The following is a 19,832-nucleotide window of genomic DNA, read 5'->3' as shown; positions in this document are numbered from 1 at the left end:
TATTATGAAATATACCCAAATATAATTTTTATATACTTTTAATTCTATCAGAAACTCCCCCTTTTCTTCTTCAACAATCCTGCCCCATTAGTTATATTACCATAATATTCAAACATATAGTTCGAATAAAAAGACGATCGTTTTGATGATGCCTTGTTTAACTATTGCACCAGTTAACACAAAAAAGATTAAAATAACCTAATTCATTCGTCATTCCCTTTGTGAATCCATAACATAAATTATTATGTATGACTCACTTTCATAGAGTAAATCATTCCTTTGACTCCTTTATTAAAGGAGTCTGTTTTTTATCATAAATCGATTTTAAAAAAATTGTTCAACTCTAAGTTATGATTCTGTTTCTTTTAACGAAATCAAAAAAGCCGATTTTTTGAATCGACTTTTAACTTTTCCTTATTCAATTAACGCACCAGTAAGTTTGTTTAGGATAGGTTTTTAATGGCGTGGTGCAAACAATATTACGGATACACCAATTAAGCAGATGCCCGCACCTACCCAATCATATAAATCAGGTGTTTTCCTATCAATTCCCCATCCCCATAAAACAGAAAGAACTACAAATACTCCACCGTATGCAGCATAAACTCTCCCGAATGATGGAAAGGTTTGAAATGTAGCAACCACACCATATAGGGCTAATGCTATTCCACCAACTATTCCCCAATAAAATGGTTTTCCTTCTCTTAACCATAACCAGATTAGATAGCCTCCACCAATCTCGGCAATACCTGCAACTATAAATAATACGATTGCATAAAAAATATATACCACTTCCTATAACAACATCTTACATAACAAATTATTACCTATTCTTATTGCACTAACCTGCCCCGTTAGCTCAATTTCTCTATACATCAATAACAACATAATATTCCAAACAATTTTCGGGATTTTCCAGAAGAAAAAGGCGATCAAATTTAAGATCACCTTGCTTAACTCTTGCACCATATAGTAAAAAAGGGCTTGTGAGAGCGTAAATAGCAGAAATTAGAATTTTACATCCAAGTGTAGAAAAAAACTCCTATCAATCAAGGTTTTGATTGTTGAAATTCATCGCAATTACTTTATCCGAATAGAAAGATGTTAATTGTTCGCTCATAACACTTGTAGAGAAAATAAAATCCTTTTTAATCCAATACTTTATAACACCAACCGTAGCGTGGACTTGAAAGCTAAGAAAGATATCATACTTTGTTTCCTGAGCGTCAGTTTCTCGTTCAATATAAATTTCTTTACTAAATAAATTCCATAAAAATAGTTCGAGCCGTTTATATATATCTGGATTGTCCTCTATAAGATCTAGAGCTTTAAACAACTTTTTATGCTTTTCTATATGCTCAAATATGAGCTTATTAGAAGGAATAACCCCATTTAAAATCACCTTGCCCTTATTTCTGTATGGTTTTTTAATAGACTGATGTATGCCTTCGATAGCATCTTGGTATAACTCTTCCAGGAGATCGATTTTATCTTGGTAATGGATATAGAAAGTACCTCTATTAAAATCAGCTCGATCAGTAATCTCGCTAATTGTGATAGAATGCACATCATTATTTTCTAAAATAAGATCTATAAAAGCATTTTTTAGTAACTTCTTTGTTAATTGTTTCTTTCTCATTTGTCGATTTGGATCATTCAACATAAATCATCCTTTTGTCCCGTTTATCAAGCCTTATAATAAACAAACCTAATCACTTTGTTGAGTATTCAACATATTCATTATACCTGCTTATTGAGTGTTAAGTCGAGTAACTCTATCATATAAAAGAAAGCGCTCTTAAAAAATTTAATTTCTTTAAAATGCAGAATGACATATAGGAGGAATAATAATGGGACTATTAGACGGAAAAGTAGCGATTATTACTGGCGGGGCGAAAGGTATGGGGGAATTTCATACAAGAAAGCTTGCTGAAGAAGGTGCAAAAGTTGTAATCGGAGATCTTGATGCAGAAAATGGAGAAAAAGTAGCAAGAGACATCGGGGAAGATAAGGCTATTTTTGTAGAGTTAGTTGTTACAAATCCTAATAGTTGGGACACGGTAGTACAAAAGACTAAAGATACATTTGGTACTATTGATATTTTAGTGAATAATGCAGGACTTGCAGGTGCGATAACTGGACTTTTAGATATAGAAGAAGGCTTGTATAAAAAAATAATTGATATTAATCAGAACGGAATATTTTATGGCATGAGAGCAGTCTTACCTACAATGGTTGAAAATAATAGAGGGTCTATTATTAATATTTCTTCACTTGCTGGATTGAGACATGATATTACAGTTAATCCAGCTTATACTGCTTCAAAATTTGCAGTCAGAGGTCTTACAAAACAAGCAGCATATGAATTTGCTGATAAAAATATTAGAATCAATGCTGTTCTTCCAGGAGCAATACTCACGCCAATGGCTGAAGCTACACTAACTAAAGAGCAGATTGATGACGTATCTCAAAATCTTCTTCCAATGAAACGTTTTGCAGATCCAAAAGAAGTTTCCGAAGTAGTTGCATTTTTAGCATCTGATAAAGCTAGTTATGTAAGTGGAGCAGACTATGTAGTTGATGGAGCAAGAGCTACAATAAATAAATAGTTAACATTATGAATTCGAAAAAAATGTAAATAAGATTCGCTTGGATTAAGGATGTCTTAAAAAAAAGAGTAATCTTTCTAAACGAATTAGAACTACTTTTCAGGAGGAAATAGAATGGCTAGATTAGATGGTAAGGTAGCAATTATTACAGGTGCTGCAGGTGGAATGGGTTTAACTATGGCCCAAACGTTTGCTGAAGAAGGAGCAAAGGTAGTAGCGGCAGACATACAATTTGAACTTCTACAAGAAGGAGTAAATGAAATTAATGCTAAGGGCGGGGATGCACTTGCTTTAAAACTAGATGTGTCTTCTCCTGATGAATGGATAAGTGCTATTGATGAGACTGTTAAAAAATACGGTAAGATCGATGTGTTAGTAAATAATGCTGCTATTCAGATAGGAAAAAGTGTTAAGGAAGCAACACTAGAAGAATGGAATAAAGTTTTGGCAATAAACGCAACTAGTGTATTTTTAGGTATGCAAACTGTTATTCCTAAAATGCAGGAGAACGGTAAGGGATCAATCATTAACATGTCATCAATCGGTGCCATTGTTGGTGGAGCTCCTGATGGGTATGATGTAGCCTACAGTGCTTCTAAAGGTGCTGTTCGGTCTATGACAAAGCATGCTGCAAAAGTACTGGCAAAAGATAATATTCGTGTGAACTCTGTACATCCAGGTGTAATTAGTACCCCGATGGTAGAAAGCTCGTTGAAAGATAATCCTGAATTGAGAGAAACAATAGAAGCCAATTTCCCGCTTCCACCGCATCTAGGTAATCCTAAAGACCTTGCATATATGGTGTTGTTTTTAGCATCTGAGGAGTCTAAGTTTGCTACAGGAAGTGAATTTGTAGTAGATGGAGGAGCCACCACAACAAAGTAATTAATTACTAAGCTATTAATAATTTGATTTTTTAAAGGCTGTTTTGAATTTTCTTGTTCACTTAAGATTAACATTCCAATAAATAATTACATACATGCGGATGAGGGAAAATAATTTCTCTTTTCCCGCATGTATTTGGTTTTTAAGGCAGGAGATTGATCTACAAAAAACCAGCACTGCAGGTATAATTTAGGTACGTAGTTTTTAATACATTACACAAAATCGTCTGAATAGGCCCCAGTTAGATGTAAGCCTAAATCTTCTATGCATTTAGTCATTGAATCTTAATCCAACAAAATTATATTTAGGAGGAACAATAATGAGATTTGGAATTATAGGTGCAGGACCAATAGGTACAATTATTTCTAAAAAATTAGTTAAAAATGGACATGATGTTAAAATTGCAGATGCTCGAGAAATTGAACGTTTAGAAGGAAAAGAGATTGCTGGAATACCTGTGAGTGTAGAAGATGTAATAACAAATATTGATGTTCTTATAATATCTATCCCTCTTCATGTAATGCCAAGCATTCGCAACATTGTAGATAAAGCTGGGGAGGAAATAATCATTGTAGACACTTCTAATTATTATCCTTTTAGAGACAATAAAATTGAAGAAATTGAGAACGGAATGGTTGAAAGCGTTTGGGTTTCAAATCAATTAGGTAGACCTATCATTAAAGCCTTCAGCAATCTATTAGCTTATACTTTAGAAAATAAAGGAACCCCCGAAGGGACTAGTGGTCGCATTGCCATGACAATTGCTGGTAATGACCTATCACAAAAACATATAATCATGGACCTAGTAAATGAGCTAGGCTTCGATGCAGTGGATAGTGGTTCTTTAACTGATTCTTGGAGACAACAGCCAGGAACTCCTGCATATTGCACAGAACTAACAAAAGAAGAACTAACTAAAGCATTGAAAAAGGCAGATGCAGAAAAAGCCACATTCCTACGGGACAAGGTAATAGAGAAATTTTCAGCTGGATTGTCACATAAAGATATTGTGAATCTAAACAGAGAAACATATAATTCATAATCTAGGAATTCCATATTGATTATGATTAAAAAAGGTGATTAATAACATAATCACCTTTTTAACTAAAGCACCAGTTTGTTTAAGTATAAAAATTCACAAACATATTCTGAATAAGCTATCGAAACAGACTTATCTTTTTGATTTAAGCACCTCTTTTTAAAGAATTTACCTGTCTAACATTACCAATAACTTTTTATAATTAGATAATGTCTCTTTATTTTCAACTTTACAACTAGAATTAAAAAATAAAATATCTCCTGTTCCGTCGTTAATTTGATTCCTTGCTTCGAGAATTCGTTTTAAGTTCTTTGCAGTTCCAATACTTCCAGAAATAATGTTCACATCTTCAGTAAATATTTTCTTTATACTATTTTCAAAATACGGAAAATGGGTGCATCCGAGAACAATAGATCCGTACTGCTTTAAATCAAACGAAGATAGTTTTTCCTTTAAATATGGCACAACTTTCTCTTCTCTAAATTCTAAACTCTCAGCTAATTGGACGAGACCAGGAAGTGGTATGCTTTCAACAATATCGTGATGGTCTATACTTTTTACAAGATTATGGAACTTTTCCTCTCTGAGAGTCAAATTAGTCGCTAACACTAATACCTTTATTTGCTTTCCCTCACAGCTTTGAATAGCTGGTTTTACGGCTGGTTCAATACCCAAAATAGGGAAATTATACTTTTTGCGAAGATCATCCACCACGATACTGGTTGCTGTATTACAAGCAATGACTAATGCTTTAATACCCTGATTAGCCATAAAGTCAACTGCATTAAAAATATATTCCCTTACCTCTTCTTTTTGTTTTTCACCATATGGAACGTGTAAGGTATCTGCATAATAGATGTAATCTTCATTCGGTAAAATTCTCAATGCTTGTTGAAGTACAGTCATTCCACCAATTCCTGAATCAAAAAAACCTATTCTCACTACTTTCACTCTTTTCCTAAATTAATGCTATTGATTACTTATTTAGAAACCATTTTCTAAAGATTTTTGTTAATTATTCCTTATTTTTATTGAACTAAACTGCCCCTTTAGAATTCAAAAAGATATTAGCGCAGTACAAGGTGCAATGACTTCACGAGAGGCAGGAAATGCGAGATTAAAAATGAAATGGCACTCCTCTAATATTTATTACTTCCACGTAATATTTTTTAGTTGTTTTAATAGGATTATTAATCACCAAAATCTGCATTATCCCTTATCGCAAGTTATATTCTTGGTTAATGTCCATCAGTACAAAAAAGGAGTATTAATTGGTTCTTTCCCATTTATTTGACCATTTCTCTATCTCATTCAGAATAGGTTTAAAGGATAAACCCTTTTCAGTCAAAGAATATTCAATTCGCACAGGGGTTTCTGGAATTATTTCTCTATTAACAATTTCTAGCCTCACTAATTCCTTTAACCTTTCAGATAACATTCTGCCGCTTATACCTAAGGAAGATGAAATAGTCTGAAATCTCTTCGGACCATTCATCAAAAAGCAAATAATCAATCCATTCCATCTCATACTTAAAATATTTATAGCCTTATCCCGATCATGACTTATTTTAAATTCCTTCATTTCTAATCATCCCCTAATGATTTGCTTATTTAAGGTCCAAATTATTCATATTTACAATCCCCTCTTTATCTTATTTTCAAATACAAAAAAACATAGTCTCTTATGGAGTTTAAAAAAAGACAGGACACTTCCCAAATGGAAAAGTGCCCTGTCTTTAGTAATCAAAGTGGATTGGCAGCTTATTTCGCATACAATATATCTGCTGTTACCTTTTCCACAATGATAATTTAACATAACCGATTAATCGTTAAAAACCGTATGCAGCCTCTTTTTCTTCACGAATCTTTGTATAGGTTTCAGTTAGTACAACAGTGTCTTCAACCAATCGGTCAATTCGGAATAGCACATCATCGTTTGTGATTTCCTTTCGATGGAAATCTTGTTCTTCGACAAAAACATACGTCTGAACAATTTGTGCCTTCATATAGCCCAAAATAGGTTTTAATTGGTTCTCGGCAATTAAATAATGCTTGGAAGAACCAGCCGTAACTACGATGCTGGCTACTTTGTGCTGAAGTGCATTAACAGGTAGTAAATCAAATATATTCTTCAATGTAGCCGGTATGGAAGCTTGAAAGATAGGCGTTCCAATAATAATGGCATCAGCTTCCATAATTGTTTTTGTTACATATCCTGTGTCGCCCTCATATTCTAAATAATTACGTCCATCACTAAACTCCACATCATATTCTGCTAGATCAATCAATGTCGTTTCTAAGTCCGGATATTTTTCAGTAATAGCTTTCTTCGTATAATCCATTGCTGTTCTTGTCTTTGATCCGACTTTCGAGCCTGATAATAGTACAACTTTCATATTCTCAACTCCTATTTCTTTGCAGTATATTTTTTGATTGCCGGTAAAATTTCATTACCGATCAACTCAATATTTTTCATTAATTTATCAAATGGGACACCACCGAAATCCATTTGACCAATATAACGCTGATGTCCAAATAATTCATGCTGATATAGTATTTTTTCAATGATTTGCTGCGGACTGCCGACATTCATAACGTCTCTTGTATCGGCGCCCTGTGCAAATTGCTGCTTTGGATAACCTCGTCCATTAATTAGTTTCATCCCTTGGTTAACGTGAGGATATGCCTCTTTCTGTGCTTGTTGTGTCGTTTCAGCCGCATAGAAGAATCCAGCAGTGGAGATAGGAAGTTGTGCTGGATCAAAGCCGTTCTGTTTTGCAGCCTCACGGTATGCATCAACTGAGAATTTAAAACTAGTTGCCGGTCCTCCCAAATTAGCCAAGAACATTGGAACACCAGCATAACCCGCTTTTATTGCACTTGCAGGCGGTCCACCAACTGCACGCCAAATCGGCATCGAACCGCTTTGCGGACGTGGAATAACTTCTGCATTTCTTAAAGGAGCCCTAAACTGTCCACTCCAATTTACAATTTTCTCTTCATTGATTTTTAATAGTAGCTCAAACTTTTCTTCAAACAACTCTTCATAGTCGCGAAGATTGTAGCCTAATAAGTCAAAGAGCCCCACTCTTGATGCCCGGCCGGCAATTATCTCCGTACGTCCTTTTGAAATCAGGTCAATAGTCGCGAAATCCTCATATACCCGGACCGGATCTGATGTACTGATAATTGTAGAAGAGCTTGCGATTTTAATTTTCTCCGTTGCTTGTGCAATTGCTGACAAGACAACAGAATGTGCCTGTGTTGCAAAATACTCCTGATGACTCTCCCCTACACTAAAGAAATCAATACCTGCCTGCTCGGCTATCTTAGCTAGTTCTATTATTTCATGGATCCGTTGTTCAGCAGAGATACGCTCTCCTGTATGCGGGTCTGGGATATGATCCCCCAATGTATATATTCCAAATTCCAACCCTTTGCTAGGATTGATACGATATTTTTCCATTTATTTCTCAACCTTTCTTTTTGTAAATAATTTAATTACTGCCTTTTGTCGCTTTACGTATAGCCGGAACGACCTCTGTTGCAAACATCTCAATCATTTCTTGTATTTTATTAAACGGCATGTTTCCATGGTCAATTTGTACAATAAAACGCTGATGTCCATACAACTCATATTGATACAGTATCTTTTCAATAATTTGCTGTGGACTTCCAACCATGATGGCGTTTTTCACACTTGTCGCTTCCGCATATCTATCTTTAGGAAAAGGAGTTCCACGCAATTGTGTAAACGTATTATTAAGGTACGGATAGTATTCTTTAAGAGCGGTTTGAGAGTCTTTATGCAAATACATCATGGTTGCCATCGCCACAGGCAGCTTGGCAGTGTCAAACCCAGCCTCTGTAGCAGTTCTTCGATAGGCGTCAACAGTATGTTTAAACACACTGGAAGCTCCATATAGAGCAGCTAAGTGCATCGGCATCCCTATTTTTCCCGCTTTGATTGCGCTGGCTGGTTTTCCTCCTACAGCCCGCCAAATTGGCAGTTTCCCGGAAAGTGGTTTCGGGAAGATCTCTGCTTCGTTTAAGGCTGGACGGAATTTACCACTCCAAGTAATTTGCTGCTCACTATTTAATTTCAATAGAAGATCGATTTTCTCTTCGAACAGTTCCTCAAAGTCTTTCATATCATAACCAAATAATTCATAAACTCCATATCTGGAGCCACGTCCCGTAATGATTTCGGCACGACCGTCGGAGAGTAAATCCAAGGTTGAAAATTGCTCATATACACGAACTGGATCATCTGCACTTAAAACGGTCGAGGAACTAATCAGTTTTATCTTCTCTGTTTCTGAAGCTATTGCTGCAAGAATGGTGGGAGTTGATGAGGCGATAAAATGTTTTTGGTGACTTTCTCCAACACCATATACATCAAGCCCTGCATCTTCTGCAAGCTTTGCCATGGCAACCATTTCTTTCATTCGACTGTGTTCGCTCATTATTTTCCCAGTGCTTGGATCTGAAACATGATCGCCTAATGTATATAATCCAATTTCCATACCATTATTTTTGTTTATACGAAATTCTTCCATGTTAATTTTCCCCCTTTCAATTATTGCTTTACAATGCTATTATAGATTATAGAAATCTTATGTGTAAGTACGCACTAATAAGTGGTATAGTATGCAAAAGGATACTAAGGAGGGATTAGATGGAGAAGATACCAGAATATTGTCGCGTGGAGGATGCTTTAGGCATATTAGTTGGTAAGTGGAAACCAATTATTTTATTACATTTACTACAGGAAGGTACTAAACGTTTCAATGAATTGAAACGAAGCATGCCTGGCATTACACAAAAGATGTTAACGAAGCAGTTACGAGAACTGGAAGACGAGGATATTATTAATCGCGTGGTATACGCGCAAGTTCCTCCCAAAGTGGAATATTCTATTACAGAATATGGAAAAAGTCTGGAACCAATTTTAGAAGCCATGCATGACTGGGGAACTAGGCATACTATGCATAAAAGGCAGAAATTAAATCAAAATAATAACTAAATAAGAAGGTAGTCCTAGTAGACAGCCTTCTTATTTATGCTTCTGTAAATTCCGCATTTAAACTAGTCTTTTTTAAAATCCGGTTTAGTTGCATTTTTACGACTGGACTCTCTGAAATTTCAATTTGTACTTTTTTAAATCCTGTGTTTTCATATAACTCGAAGGCACTTTCTAAAATAGAACCTACTTCTTGTGTTAAAACTTTCATCTCTCTTTTACCCAAAACCAATGTATAGTCACTGGGGGTTATAGAGCCAATATGTTTGTTATAGTCATTTAAAAAGTTTGTAGTTTGTTGTTGAGAGAAACTTCCTCTAAATTCTATTTTGAATTCTTTTTTTATGATATTTAATTCCATCGAATAATTCTGATTGCCCATTTTAATTCCCCCTATATGTTACTGATGATGGGGGTTCCGTAAACTCTTCAGTGCTATCCCCTCTACTACTATCGGCTTCATACGAGTATTCAAGTTTTTGTAATGAAGACAGCTCTTCTAAAGAATCTTTATATTTTAATATAAACTCATAGCTATCTTCGTTCGAATAAGTTTCTCTTCCGTCTTTCCCTCCCCATTTTTCTGTTCCTTTATAGGCGTATTCAGCTTCCCAATGTTCACTTTCTCCACTAAATTTATAATCATTGTTGGTAGTCTCCGAACAAGCTGTTAAAAGTATTATTGTAAATAATAAAGTGATTATTTTCTTCAACTTAACTCCCCCGAAAAAAATATAATGTATTAATAACTATTTCAATACATCTTCAAAAATACCTCGTTCTGCAATTAACCTACCCCTTAAGTACAATATCTTCTACGTAAAATAGCGTTAATCCTTCTTGAATTAACGCACCAATTAGTTTAAGTACATTCCTTCACAATATTAGTAGTAATTACTCAATTTCGGTTTTCCTTCTTTTTAACTGTGGGACGAATAAATAATCCAAGAACAATTAAAGCTGTTCCAATAAAAGTCATAGTACGATATACAATGACTGATTCCAAATAACCCATAGGGTAAATTATTGCACTTATTAAAATACCTAATCCGAAAGAACTTACAGCATATCCGATTAACTTTTTATCCAATTATATCCCCCTAATTAGGACAAGAATTTTTACTCATTAATTCGATATACAAGTGCAGTCTTCATTTTTAAAGTATTCTGAGCCGTTGGTAAAATATCTTCTACGTAAAATAGCGTTAATCCTTCTTGAATTAACGCACCCGTTAGTCATACATGTAGCGCAAGACTAACGCTACACCACAGAGAATGAAAATGTATACCACTGTCTATACTGTTTGTACGGCTGGCGAAGAAGGTCGATGAACTATGGTGCCATAGAGCCCGTCCGTTAGTCTGACTCCAACGATCTCGGTGCATCACAGACTGTCGCGCCCTGTATGGGTAGCACTTATGGGAGATTAATCCTTTTTGATTGGTTGCACCAGCCTTGCCTTTTAATTCTAACGAGAAGGATGATGCTTTTATTTTTCAATCCAATACTATAATGATACTACTCTTAGAGGCTCAGCCTTTTTTTAAAAAGCGTTTTTAATGGGTCCATTTTGTTATGCTCATTTTTCTTTTTTAAGCTTTTTTAATTTTCATGGGAGTGCAATAAGAATAATTTAATACGTCCAATAATTGAATTTCCCTCAGTAGCTTCCAAATCAAGCCATTTCCAATTTTCATATAACCTAACTCGCCCATCTGGTAAGACTTCAGAGGTGGACAATGTATTTCTACTTCTTCACAAACTAAAACAGCGATTGGATAAAAAATTGCAATATTATATTGTCACTTCAAATTCATCAACATATACTGCATTTCCTGTAATCTCTATTTTTAATTTTTTCTGTGCCATAGATACGTTTACCAATACCCGACCATCCTTATCAATTTCCTGGCCCTGTTCTACTACAAGGTTTAGAGATTCTTCAATATTTCTTTTTATAAATTTTGCAAAATATGCTCCCATTACCCCTGAAGCAGTCCCCGTAACTGCATCCTCTATTGTACCTGAGAAAGGTGAAGAGAAGTGTCGAGCGTGCATATTAGCATCAGGATCATAGGTTTCTAAACAAAATGGGTGAATTGATGCCGTTGGCATTTCTTTTAATATTTTAGGAAATAACTTATTATTTGGTTTCATTTTTTTAAAGGCAGCAAGTGTTTTTATTGGAATTAAAAGTGTCCAAGTTCCTGTACTGCCATATAGAATCGGTAATTTATCATCAATATCCTCTTTTGTTATTCCTATTGAGTTAGCTAAGTCTTCGGTAGAACCTTTATAATCTTTAAACAGTGGTGAAGCCTGTTTCATAGTTATGTATGTTTTATTATCAGTAGTTGAACCAATCTTTATTGGTAAAACACCTGCTTTTGTTTCGATTGTAAAATCCGTTTTATCCCCTAATAACCCTGTCGTTTTTAAAGCGTACACAGTTGCCATTGTTGCGTGCCCACAAAGGCTCATTTCGTGACCCGGCGTAAAATACCGTATTCTAAGGTCAGCGATCTCAGATTTAACTGGAAAAGCTGTTTCATTAAATCCTACTTTTAGAGCAACTTCTTGCATTTCCCTATCTGTTAAGTCATTTCCATTTAAAACAACCCCTGCTGGATTCCCTTTATTGGGTTCTTTACTAAAAGCATCATAATGATAAACCTTTACCGATTTCACGAGATAATTCCCCCATAAATTCCAGAATTATGTATATAACCTTTATCTTACCATTAATTTTAGTATTCAACTAATATACCCAGTTTAGTAAGGTGAATTAATAATAACATAATTTTCTGATAGGCTAGACACAAGAAAAAAATCATCTACAACGATGATCTTTTGTTTAACTATTGCACCCGATAGTTTAAGTACAATTCATCACAATCTATTTCGGAAATTAGACCATAAATAGACGATGCCTTATTTTTAAGCATCGACCTTTTAGTTGAAATAATTTTATTGTTTAATATTTGGCATATTTCATACAAACTCATATTATCAGCAACACTTTTAATTGATTCAGCTTACTCATCTGGTTTGCAGTTACTTCAACATCTAACAAAAAACAGGCATTTTCTACTATTGTGGAAACAGCCTGTTTCAGAGTACCTTAATCAATATTTTATTTAGAATTTATTATAAGCTAATTTTATTAATGGTGGTAAGGGTAGTGATGGTGGTAATAAGGATAGTGATGGTGGTAATAAGGGTAGTGGTAGTAAGGATAATGATGGTGGTAGTGCGGATAACCAAATCCAAACCCTGGGCCTCCAAACCCTAGTCCTGGTGCAAATCCAAAACCTGAACCTGGTCCACCTAAACCAATGCCTGGGAATTGCCTGTCATTATACATAAAAACATTCATCTCCTCAATTCATTTTACAATAGAGCATATGTGTTTTTGGGAAAATGTTCTTGGGCATTTGTCTTGATTTCTAGACTTTATATGACAAACGCTGAATCCTAGGATAAAAGATCCTTTCATTCACAACTCTTCGTCTACGTAAGAAAGAAGTCAATTCAGGACTCTCGCGAAATAATACAACCCACATCCTTATTCAACTAACCTGCCCCGTTAATAAAATAAGACCGCCGTAATGACGATCTCCTTGTTGTATTAAAGCACCCGTTAGTCATACATGTAGCGCAAGACTAACGCTACACCACAGAGAATGAAAATGTATACCACTGTCTATACTGTTTGTACGGCTGGCGAAGAAGGTCGATGAACTATGGTGCCATAGAGCCCGTCCGTTAGTATCTTATTCAAGATTTCATAATCCTCTGGGGTAGGTACCAGTTTTTCTGAATTTGAGTATTGATTCAGGTCAAAGGCTATATATAAAGGGTCCAGGTGACGTACTCCGCCCCATTTAAACCTTTCAAAGTTAAGTACATTTAAATCTTGTCTTTCTTTGGTATTACTAGAAGAGCCACAATAAATACAATAATTTCCGGTCCCTATAAATGTGTGTTCTAATAGATGCTTGCCGACTATGTAAGAACCTAAAGCGGAGCGTAGGTCAAGCCTTCTTGTAGATAAACTCGCAATAAATTGTTCACTAATTTCATTCAAATCTATTATATTCACTAATTCATTAACGTTATGGATAATTTCATCGTGGGATAGTTCTATTGGTTCGAACATAATCCCAGCTTCTTTGGCGTATTCTAATTCCTCTTTTCTAAGGTGGGTATTTGTCCATCCAGCGGAAGACCAATAACGCTTAAAGAGTATTTTAACTGCTTTCTTATCAACCATACTTAAGCCCCTATCTTGTTTGATTAAGTAATTAGACTGTTAGCATAAAAAGGCGGTGTAGTTAATTACATCTGTATCAGTATCTATAACAAAATATACCTTAAACCCATTGTCTTAAGGTGTATGTAATTGCTAATAAATATAATATTCCAATGCAATTTGTGAGGAATCCTTCTTGCACTAAACTGCCCCTTAGTACAATAACTTCTACGTAAAATAGCGTTAATCCTTCTTGAATTAACGCACCATTTAGTAGAGTAAAATTAACTCGTTACACACTCGAAATAGGTCATCTCTAAGCCTGTTTTTTCAATAATAGGATCTCCCCCAATCTTAAAACAACTGTTGGCTGCTTCTGTTACTTCTAAATAACTAAAGTAAAATTGAGAAGCAATTAAAATTGCAATCATTATTACTGCGAATATACCCACTATTACTAAACCTTGTATGGGCGTAACATTCTTTACACTCATATTTCCACCTCCTTTCAAGACTTTCGTCATAACTAGTTCGTTTAAAATACCAAACGTAGTACGAATAACATTTAACATTATTATAGTAACGCACCAGTTAATTAAGCGACAATTAGATATTCTTCCCAATAATATCTTCAAGACCCCATACTGCTAGGCTATTATTAGGACACGCTACTACTTCCCACATCTCAGTTGATTCTGATACACCTACTTGCCAACTCTCGTACTTTTCGTGATGACCCCAAATGAATAGAACTTCACCTGTTTCAAATGTCATAAATAAATGTGGACTTTCGTGATGTAGTGATACCTCAATAATTTGTTTCAACCTTAACTCACATAATAATTTTGAGGATTCAATCCAATCGAGTTCGGGCAGGTCCTCTAATGAGGGAATACTTTTCGGCAACGATTTTAATAAACAAAATTGACTCTCAATATTAATGTAAATCTGCCCTTCAATTCGATTTAAATTATTTTCATTCTCAGAAAGAAGTAACTTTAATCCATAAAAATTAAGCCCTTCTATCTTTGCACCATTACATAAAAAATTCAGCACATTTATAGCAGCAGTTTTTTCAGCTTTATTCATATGGCCTCTCCATTTCACACCTGTATCTGCTTATACATATAATAATCCTTGTTCAACTAAACTGCCCCGTTAGTTTAAGTGTAATTGTTCACAATCTTTGTCTATTTCAATCTTTAAAATAAGCTTGATAGTCCTACAATACTTACATGCAGTATATTTGACCAGTCTTTTTTTCAAATTTCCGGTCTTTATTCAATTTTACTCCACATTTCCCTTTTCATTCTTTTTCTTCGAGTATCGAACACTCAAGAAAGTACAAGCTGTCTCTTATGCTTTTGTTAGGGGTTTACGTTTCTTCCTTTTACTTATATACCTGTATTTATGTATTTAAGGTTATACAGATGTATAAATAAATAACCTCGTAATCAGTCATTATGGACCAATATACGAGGCAAATACCCGAAGTCTATCTATCCGGGAGGCACAAACATTCAATTATACAGTAGTATATGTCATATCCCAAAATATGGAAGCTTATTTATCAAGGAGTTTTTTAACTGGCTTAATCCTAGTTGTATGCATTCTTATTATTTTAATATGGTTTGTATATTGACGGATTTCTTTCATAACCTATAGGGGTTTATGATTGATTATTGGGCTAATAGTTGGTTTATATCTCTTGGAAACCCCAATTTTACAATAAGTAAGACAACTGTTGCCACTTTTAAATATTTTCATCCTAAAAGAACTGCGAAGTATGAGCCGTACGGACTCCCACTTACACAGTTCAGTTTATACTCCCATTAAATGAATTTCCTATTTAACGCCAGGCACCCAGCCAGGACGCGACTGCATCATTTGCATCAGCGGTCCAGGAATGACATTATCTCGTGTCATATCCATTTCGGTAATGATTTCTTCGCCTGCCTTAATTTTTTCAACCCATTGTGGCTCAATTAATAATTCCCTACCTAATGCCAGTAGTTCTGCACCTGTTTCCATCGCCTCTAATGCATCTTGTTTCGAATATATTGAACCCACACCAATAAGTGGCACACGCCCATCAATAACACGACGTAAAATTCTTATACGGTTTTCTTTCTCACCTTTATAACGTCGTGCTAATGAACGGAAATCCCCGAGTGAAATGTGTAAATAGTCGAGTCGCTCATTCGCTAAACGATCTACAAGCTGTACCGTATCATCAAGCGTAATACCCTCTTCTTCTGGCTCTTCTGGGCTGAAACGATAGCCAACGATAAATGAATCGTCTGCATATTGTTGCTTTACGCGATTCACTTCGGCTACTACTTCTAATGGGAAACGCATACGTTTTTCAATTGTACCGCCATATTTGTCTGTACGTTTATTGGTAAAACCAGAGAAAAATTGTTGCAATAAGTAAGTATTCGCACCGTGTATTTCAACACCATCAAAGCCTGCTTCAATGGCACGGCGCGTTGTTTCACCAAATGCCTTTATGATTTCTTTAATCTCCTCTATCGTTAATGCTCGCGCCTTGCTTCCACCTTCAGCTGAATTGTCCATTGGTATATCACTAGCGCTAACAACATCGCCATTTGGTACAAGTTCGCGTGGCGATTGAGAACCACCGTGATAAATCTGTAATATCGCCTTAGCACCACCTTTATGAATCGCCTGTGCTGCTTTTCGTAAACTGTCAATATAAGCATCTGTATGACCTGCAAATTGACCAGGAAACCCCTTGCCATTTGCAATTACATAAGTACAAGCTGTGATTACTGCTCCTACTCCATATGAGCGTTTTTCATAATATGCAAGTTCTTCATCTGACACCGTATCATCTGGATTAGCAGAATACGTCGTCATCGGTGCCATCACAAAGCGATTACGCAGTTCAACCCCGTTACCAAATGTAAATGGTGTTAAATAATTTTTCATTTTTTATCCTCCTTCTTAATCAAAACAACCTAAAATAAAGATGATTAATTTATGCTTTGCCGAATATATCTATATATCTATCTTTAGCATCTATTTAAGACAAGTTACCTAGAAGTGTTTTCTCTGAAACTGTTCTATTACCTCATAGCAACACCTAAGGCACGCGATTCATGGCTGTGCACTTTAATCTAATTTAACTAAACTGCTTGCGTCTAGTGTACTAGAAACCTTATTACAATCTCAATTTTAGCATAAATATCCAATTTCCTTATTGAGTAAGAGCTAAAGGCACTAATTCAACTAACCTGCCCCGTTAATTTAAGTACACTTCTCCACAGTCTCCTTTTTTACATTAAATTTATTTATTGAGTGTAATTCAAGAAAATAAACCTAAATTGAAATAAGCACTAAACCTTAATATAGCAAAAAGTCCTTTTGATTGGAACAGAACGAAATCCTTGCTTTAAATCAAGACTAAGTTTATTTATTAATATATAAATTTTTAATCTTGGTACAAATAATTATATTGTAAATTTTTTACTAAAGTAATAGAATAATTATGTAATTTAAAAAAGGAAAGAGGGACTAGGAATTGAAAAGAATCCTTGGTATCTTTGCGTCAATAGTACTGGTAACAACACTTATTGTATCCCCTATATCTGCTGATGCTACTACAAGAACAATGAAAGTACATTTTATTAATGTTGGTCAAGGCGATGCTACTTATATCAAAATGCCTGGTGGCGAAGACGTCTTAGTTGATGGTGGTAGACAAGGTCAGGGTGATGAAATTATTGCATATCTAAAGAAACAAAAAGTAGATGACATTGAAATAATGATTGCTACTCACCCAGACGCGGATCATGTAGGTGGATTAGACGAAGTCCTAAAAGCATACAAAGTAGAATCTGTATATGCTCCTAAAGTATCCCATACTACTCAAGCATACAAAAACTTTTTACAAGCAGTAAAAAATGAAAAACTCACAATTAAAACAGCTAAAGCAGATGTGAAATTACCACTTAAATACGTTACAGCAAAGTTTGTTGGTCCAGTTAAAAATTACAGTAATAGTGACTTAAATAACTGGAGTGCTGTTCTACATGTAACTTATAACAAAAATAAATTTCTATTTGCCGGGGATGCTGAAAAAGCTTCTGAGACTGACATGATTAAAGCTAAACAAACACTAAAAGCAGATGTGTTAAAGGTCGGACACCATGGAGCTAAAACATCTTCTAACACTAACTTCTTAAACGTGGTTAAACCTAAATATGCAGTAATAAGTGTTGGTAAAAATTCCTATGGACATCCTACAAAGGACGTTTTAAACAGATTTAAATCAGTAAAATCTACAGTATATCGTACAGATCAAAAGGGGAATATTGTTATTAGTTCAACGGGAACAAAATTAACAGTTTCAGCTTCTAAGAGGTAAAAATGAAAAAAATAAAAGGTATTATTGACCGTTTCGAAGGAAATATCGCTGTTGTCGAAATAGATGGGATGACAAAAGATTACAATAAAGCTTTATTTCCAAAAGAAGCTTCAGTTGGTGATGTTATTGAGATTGAAGGTAAAAAAGTAACTGTCTTGAAAAAAGAATCTGAAAAATTAAGAAAAGAAATTGAAGATTTAATGAATGATGTTTGGGAAGATTAATTAAAAAGCATCTTCATAAAAAACTCGCTTTTTCTCAGCGAGTTTTATTATGTTCTGCATATCTTTACGAACCCTTCTTGAACTAACGCACCATTTAGTTTAAGTAGGTAATTTCACATTCAGCTACATCTCATGAATCTATTGTTAGCATTGTGGTTATCTCATTCCAAAACGCCGATTCAATTTAAAAGAAAATTTGACCACCATCAATAGGTTTATAAACTAAAGCCGCTAAAATTTACCGATTATAATATATTTTGATTTATCTTAATTTATTGTATATTATATAGTCTAATGCTACAAATAAAACAAAAATATAATAGACACAATAGAGGGAGTGTAATTCCTGATGGATAGTCGTTTTAAGGTTGGAGGATTAGAATTTGAATGGGAGCTAGATAAAGGGTATTTTGGCTTCGATGGGCAAGATGCAGTTCTTTTTTGGATCTCCAGTGCTATGAAGACTTTTTTTGACACAATTGAAGAGATTTCAGGAGAAGAAGCGTCCCACCTAGTATTTGAAACGACAGGATTTCGTCAGGGCCTTGTTGTTGGAGAAAACTTTGAAAAAATGAAGAATTTAGATGTTGAAGAAGCAGCACAAATGATCACTAAAACATATATCTCTGCAGGTTGGGGAAGTTGTGAAGTCAGAAACCTCGACTTCACAACAAAATCTGTCGTTATACATATAAAAGATAGCTGGGAGTATAAGGTAAACCGTGCACAAAATAAAAAAGAGAGTGGTCCTTTTCTGGCAGCACATTATGCGGGCGTTTTCTCTGGACTATTCGAGACAAATATATGGTACAGGGTTGTTCAAGACCAATTAAAAGGAAATGAGTTCAGTATTATTGAGTATTTCCCATCTGATATTACAGCTACTGATAATATTCATGCCCTTGCAAGAAGAAAAGAATCTCTACAAATCGAACATTTGGAAGAGATTGTGAAACAAAAAACGAAAGAGTTACGTGAACTTGTTAACCAATTGTCATCACCAATTATTCCTGTGCATGAAGGAATTGTTGTTATACCTCTCATTGGCAAATTCGATGAAGAACGTTCAGAAAATCTAATGGTAAAGACCTTGACAAGCTTGCCGCAATATAATGCAGACTTTTTAATTTTTGATATGACGGGAATAGAAAATAATATAGACACTCATACCGTAAATCTTATTAAAAAAGTAGGCTCTGCTGCTTCTCTTAGTGGAACCCAGACAGTGTTGGTGGGAGTTTCAGCGAAACTCGGTATATTTATCGCTCAATCTGGCATAGATTTCACAGGATTTGAATTTTTTCAAACCCTACAACATGGTATCCACCATGCATTGGCACAAGCTGGTAAAGCTACCCTATAAAAATGGGAAGACTCCTATATGGGAGCCTTCCCTAACCTTTCCCCTT

General features: G+C 35.0%; 23 protein-coding genes. 7 read left to right on the top strand and 16 right to left on the bottom strand.

The features are described 5' to 3' along the window. Positions 1-456: 456 nt before the first annotated feature. Together CUC15_RS10065 and CUC15_RS10060 are read right to left on the bottom strand one after the other, a co-directional pair. Positions 457-783, bottom strand: a complete 327-nt coding sequence (locus CUC15_RS10065; RefSeq protein ID WP_114918430.1) for a YnfA family protein — start codon at positions 781-783, stop codon at positions 457-459. Between the two features lie 262 nt (positions 784-1,045). Further along, complete coding sequence (locus CUC15_RS10060) at positions 1,046-1,660, bottom strand: TetR/AcrR family transcriptional regulator (protein WP_162800294.1); 615 nt, start codon at positions 1,658-1,660, stop codon at positions 1,046-1,048. 190 nt (positions 1,661-1,850) lie between these two features. On the opposite strand from CUC15_RS10060, the gene CUC15_RS10055 reads away from it, so the two are divergent. From CUC15_RS10055 to CUC15_RS10045, 3 genes are all read left to right on the top strand, one after another. Next, entirely contained in the window at positions 1,851-2,609 is a 759-nt protein-coding gene (locus CUC15_RS10055; RefSeq protein WP_114916538.1) for an SDR family NAD(P)-dependent oxidoreductase, read from the top strand. Positions 2,610-2,723: 114 nt separating this feature from the next. Next, positions 2,724-3,494 carry an SDR family NAD(P)-dependent oxidoreductase gene (locus CUC15_RS10050; protein ID WP_114916537.1) on the top strand — a complete coding sequence of 257 codons (771 nt, stop codon included), beginning with the start codon at positions 2,724-2,726 and terminating at the stop codon, positions 3,492-3,494. Positions 3,495-3,813: 319 nt separating this feature from the next. Next, positions 3,814-4,536, top strand: a complete 723-nt coding sequence (locus tag CUC15_RS10045; protein WP_114916536.1) for an NADPH-dependent F420 reductase — start codon at positions 3,814-3,816, stop codon at positions 4,534-4,536. Between the two features lie 165 nt (positions 4,537-4,701). Here the strand turns inward: CUC15_RS10045 and murI are convergent, their stop codons facing one another. The 5 genes from murI to CUC15_RS10020 form a co-directional block, all read right to left on the bottom strand. Next, entirely contained in the window at positions 4,702-5,475 is a 774-nt protein-coding gene (gene murI / locus CUC15_RS10040; RefSeq protein ID WP_114916535.1) for a glutamate racemase, read from the bottom strand. Positions 5,476-5,800: 325 nt separating this feature from the next. Beyond that, entirely contained in the window at positions 5,801-6,115 is a 315-nt protein-coding gene (locus CUC15_RS10035) for a winged helix-turn-helix transcriptional regulator (protein ID WP_114916534.1), read from the bottom strand. A gap of 247 nt (positions 6,116-6,362) precedes the next feature. Then, a complete protein-coding gene (locus tag CUC15_RS10030; RefSeq protein ID WP_114916533.1) occupies positions 6,363-6,929 on the bottom strand; it encodes an NADPH-dependent FMN reductase in 567 nt (188 codons plus the stop codon). Between the two features lie 11 nt (positions 6,930-6,940). Next, complete coding sequence (locus CUC15_RS10025; RefSeq protein WP_114916532.1) at positions 6,941-7,999, bottom strand: LLM class flavin-dependent oxidoreductase; 1,059 nt, start codon at positions 7,997-7,999, stop codon at positions 6,941-6,943. A 31-nt stretch (positions 8,000-8,030) separates the two neighbouring features. After that, positions 8,031-9,092 (bottom strand): LLM class flavin-dependent oxidoreductase, encoded by a 1,062-nt coding sequence (locus CUC15_RS10020; RefSeq protein WP_114916531.1) that lies wholly within the window; start codon positions 9,090-9,092, stop codon positions 8,031-8,033. Positions 9,093-9,211: 119 nt separating this feature from the next. Between CUC15_RS10020 and CUC15_RS10015 the strand changes: the two genes are divergently transcribed. Continuing rightward, on the top strand, positions 9,212-9,559 hold the full coding sequence (locus CUC15_RS10015) for a winged helix-turn-helix transcriptional regulator (protein ID WP_114916530.1): 348 nt from the start codon (positions 9,212-9,214) through the stop codon (positions 9,557-9,559). A 34-nt stretch (positions 9,560-9,593) separates the two neighbouring features. On the opposite strand, the gene CUC15_RS10010 is transcribed toward CUC15_RS10015, so the two are convergent. The 9 genes from CUC15_RS10010 to CUC15_RS09970 form a co-directional block, all read right to left on the bottom strand. Next, the gene (locus CUC15_RS10010; protein WP_114916529.1) at positions 9,594-9,938 is read right to left on the bottom strand and encodes a hypothetical protein; all 345 of its coding nucleotides are present in this window, start codon (positions 9,936-9,938) and stop codon (positions 9,594-9,596) included. Position 9,939: 1 nt separating this feature from the next. Then, entirely contained in the window at positions 9,940-10,269 is a 330-nt protein-coding gene (locus CUC15_RS10005; protein WP_114916528.1) for a membrane lipoprotein lipid attachment site-containing protein, read from the bottom strand. A gap of 185 nt (positions 10,270-10,454) precedes the next feature. Beyond that, a complete protein-coding gene (locus tag CUC15_RS10000) occupies positions 10,455-10,646 on the bottom strand; it encodes a hypothetical protein (RefSeq protein WP_114916527.1) in 192 nt (63 codons plus the stop codon). A 705-nt stretch (positions 10,647-11,351) separates the two neighbouring features. Then, positions 11,352-12,245 carry a PhzF family phenazine biosynthesis isomerase gene (locus CUC15_RS09995; protein ID WP_114916526.1) on the bottom strand — a complete coding sequence of 298 codons (894 nt, stop codon included), beginning with the start codon at positions 12,243-12,245 and terminating at the stop codon, positions 11,352-11,354. Between the two features lie 475 nt (positions 12,246-12,720). After that, positions 12,721-12,921, bottom strand: coding sequence for a spore coat protein (locus CUC15_RS09990; protein WP_423241361.1), 201 nt, complete (start codon positions 12,919-12,921; stop codon positions 12,721-12,723). A gap of 339 nt (positions 12,922-13,260) precedes the next feature. Next, complete coding sequence (locus tag CUC15_RS09985) at positions 13,261-13,830, bottom strand: hypothetical protein (protein WP_114916525.1); 570 nt, start codon at positions 13,828-13,830, stop codon at positions 13,261-13,263. Positions 13,831-14,093: 263 nt separating this feature from the next. Next, on the bottom strand, positions 14,094-14,303 hold the full coding sequence (locus CUC15_RS09980; RefSeq protein ID WP_114916524.1) for a hypothetical protein: 210 nt from the start codon (positions 14,301-14,303) through the stop codon (positions 14,094-14,096). Positions 14,304-14,415: 112 nt separating this feature from the next. Further along, positions 14,416-14,898 carry a hypothetical protein gene (locus CUC15_RS09975; protein ID WP_114916523.1) on the bottom strand — a complete coding sequence of 161 codons (483 nt, stop codon included), beginning with the start codon at positions 14,896-14,898 and terminating at the stop codon, positions 14,416-14,418. Between the two features lie 756 nt (positions 14,899-15,654). Next, positions 15,655-16,761: an NADH-dependent flavin oxidoreductase gene (locus CUC15_RS09970; RefSeq protein WP_114916522.1), complete on the bottom strand. Its 1,107-nt coding sequence runs from the start codon at positions 16,759-16,761 to the stop codon at positions 15,655-15,657. Between the two features lie 592 nt (positions 16,762-17,353). On the opposite strand from CUC15_RS09970, the gene CUC15_RS09965 reads away from it, so the two are divergent. From CUC15_RS09965 to CUC15_RS09955, 3 genes are all read left to right on the top strand, one after another. Continuing rightward, the gene (locus tag CUC15_RS09965; RefSeq protein ID WP_114916521.1) at positions 17,354-18,199 is read left to right on the top strand and encodes a ComEC/Rec2 family competence protein; all 846 of its coding nucleotides are present in this window, start codon (positions 17,354-17,356) and stop codon (positions 18,197-18,199) included. 2 nt (positions 18,200-18,201) lie between these two features. Then, positions 18,202-18,423 carry a DUF3006 domain-containing protein gene (locus CUC15_RS09960; RefSeq protein ID WP_114916520.1) on the top strand — a complete coding sequence of 74 codons (222 nt, stop codon included), beginning with the start codon at positions 18,202-18,204 and terminating at the stop codon, positions 18,421-18,423. A gap of 349 nt (positions 18,424-18,772) precedes the next feature. Then, positions 18,773-19,786: an STAS domain-containing protein gene (locus tag CUC15_RS09955; protein ID WP_114916519.1), complete on the top strand. Its 1,014-nt coding sequence runs from the start codon at positions 18,773-18,775 to the stop codon at positions 19,784-19,786. The last annotated feature ends 46 nt before the right edge of the window (positions 19,787-19,832 follow it).

The organism is Oceanobacillus zhaokaii, assembly GCF_003352005.1.
Lineage (GTDB): Bacteria > Bacillota > Bacilli > Bacillales > Amphibacillaceae > Oceanobacillus > Oceanobacillus zhaokaii.
Note: the sequence above shows the minus strand (reverse complement) of the source record. Positions and strands in the feature narration are given on the sequence as shown.

Bases quoted from the DNA above. Each gene is read 5' to 3' on its own strand.
- CUC15_RS09990 (WP_423241361.1), bottom strand. From the start codon at position 12,921: ATGTATAATGACAGGCAATTCCCAGGCATTGGTTTAGGTGGACCAGGT.
- CUC15_RS10050 (WP_114916537.1), top strand. From the start codon at position 2,724: ATGGCTAGATTAGATGGTAAGGTAGCAATTATTACAGGTGCTGCAGGT.
- CUC15_RS09970 (WP_114916522.1), bottom strand. From the start codon at position 16,761: ATGAAAAATTATTTAACACCATTTACATTTGGTAACGGGGTTGAACTG.
- CUC15_RS09960 (WP_114916520.1), top strand. From the start codon at position 18,202: ATGAAAAAAATAAAAGGTATTATTGACCGTTTCGAAGGAAATATCGCT.
- CUC15_RS09955 (WP_114916519.1), top strand. From the start codon at position 18,773: ATGGATAGTCGTTTTAAGGTTGGAGGATTAGAATTTGAATGGGAGCTA.
- CUC15_RS09980 (WP_114916524.1), bottom strand. From the start codon at position 14,303: ATGAGTGTAAAGAATGTTACGCCCATACAAGGTTTAGTAATAGTGGGT.
- CUC15_RS09975 (WP_114916523.1), bottom strand. From the start codon at position 14,898: ATGAATAAAGCTGAAAAAACTGCTGCTATAAATGTGCTGAATTTTTTA.
- CUC15_RS10055 (WP_114916538.1), top strand. From the start codon at position 1,851: ATGGGACTATTAGACGGAAAAGTAGCGATTATTACTGGCGGGGCGAAA.
- CUC15_RS09985 (WP_114916525.1), bottom strand. From the start codon at position 13,830: ATGGTTGATAAGAAAGCAGTTAAAATACTCTTTAAGCGTTATTGGTCT.
- CUC15_RS10020 (WP_114916531.1), bottom strand. From the start codon at position 9,092: ATGGAAGAATTTCGTATAAACAAAAATAATGGTATGGAAATTGGATTA.
- CUC15_RS10010 (WP_114916529.1), bottom strand. From the start codon at position 9,938: ATGGGCAATCAGAATTATTCGATGGAATTAAATATCATAAAAAAAGAA.
- CUC15_RS10015 (WP_114916530.1), top strand. From the start codon at position 9,212: ATGGAGAAGATACCAGAATATTGTCGCGTGGAGGATGCTTTAGGCATA.
- CUC15_RS10025 (WP_114916532.1), bottom strand. From the start codon at position 7,999: ATGGAAAAATATCGTATCAATCCTAGCAAAGGGTTGGAATTTGGAATA.
- CUC15_RS10035 (WP_114916534.1), bottom strand. From the start codon at position 6,115: ATGAAGGAATTTAAAATAAGTCATGATCGGGATAAGGCTATAAATATT.
- CUC15_RS10030 (WP_114916533.1), bottom strand. From the start codon at position 6,929: ATGAAAGTTGTACTATTATCAGGCTCGAAAGTCGGATCAAAGACAAGA.
- CUC15_RS10045 (WP_114916536.1), top strand. From the start codon at position 3,814: ATGAGATTTGGAATTATAGGTGCAGGACCAATAGGTACAATTATTTCT.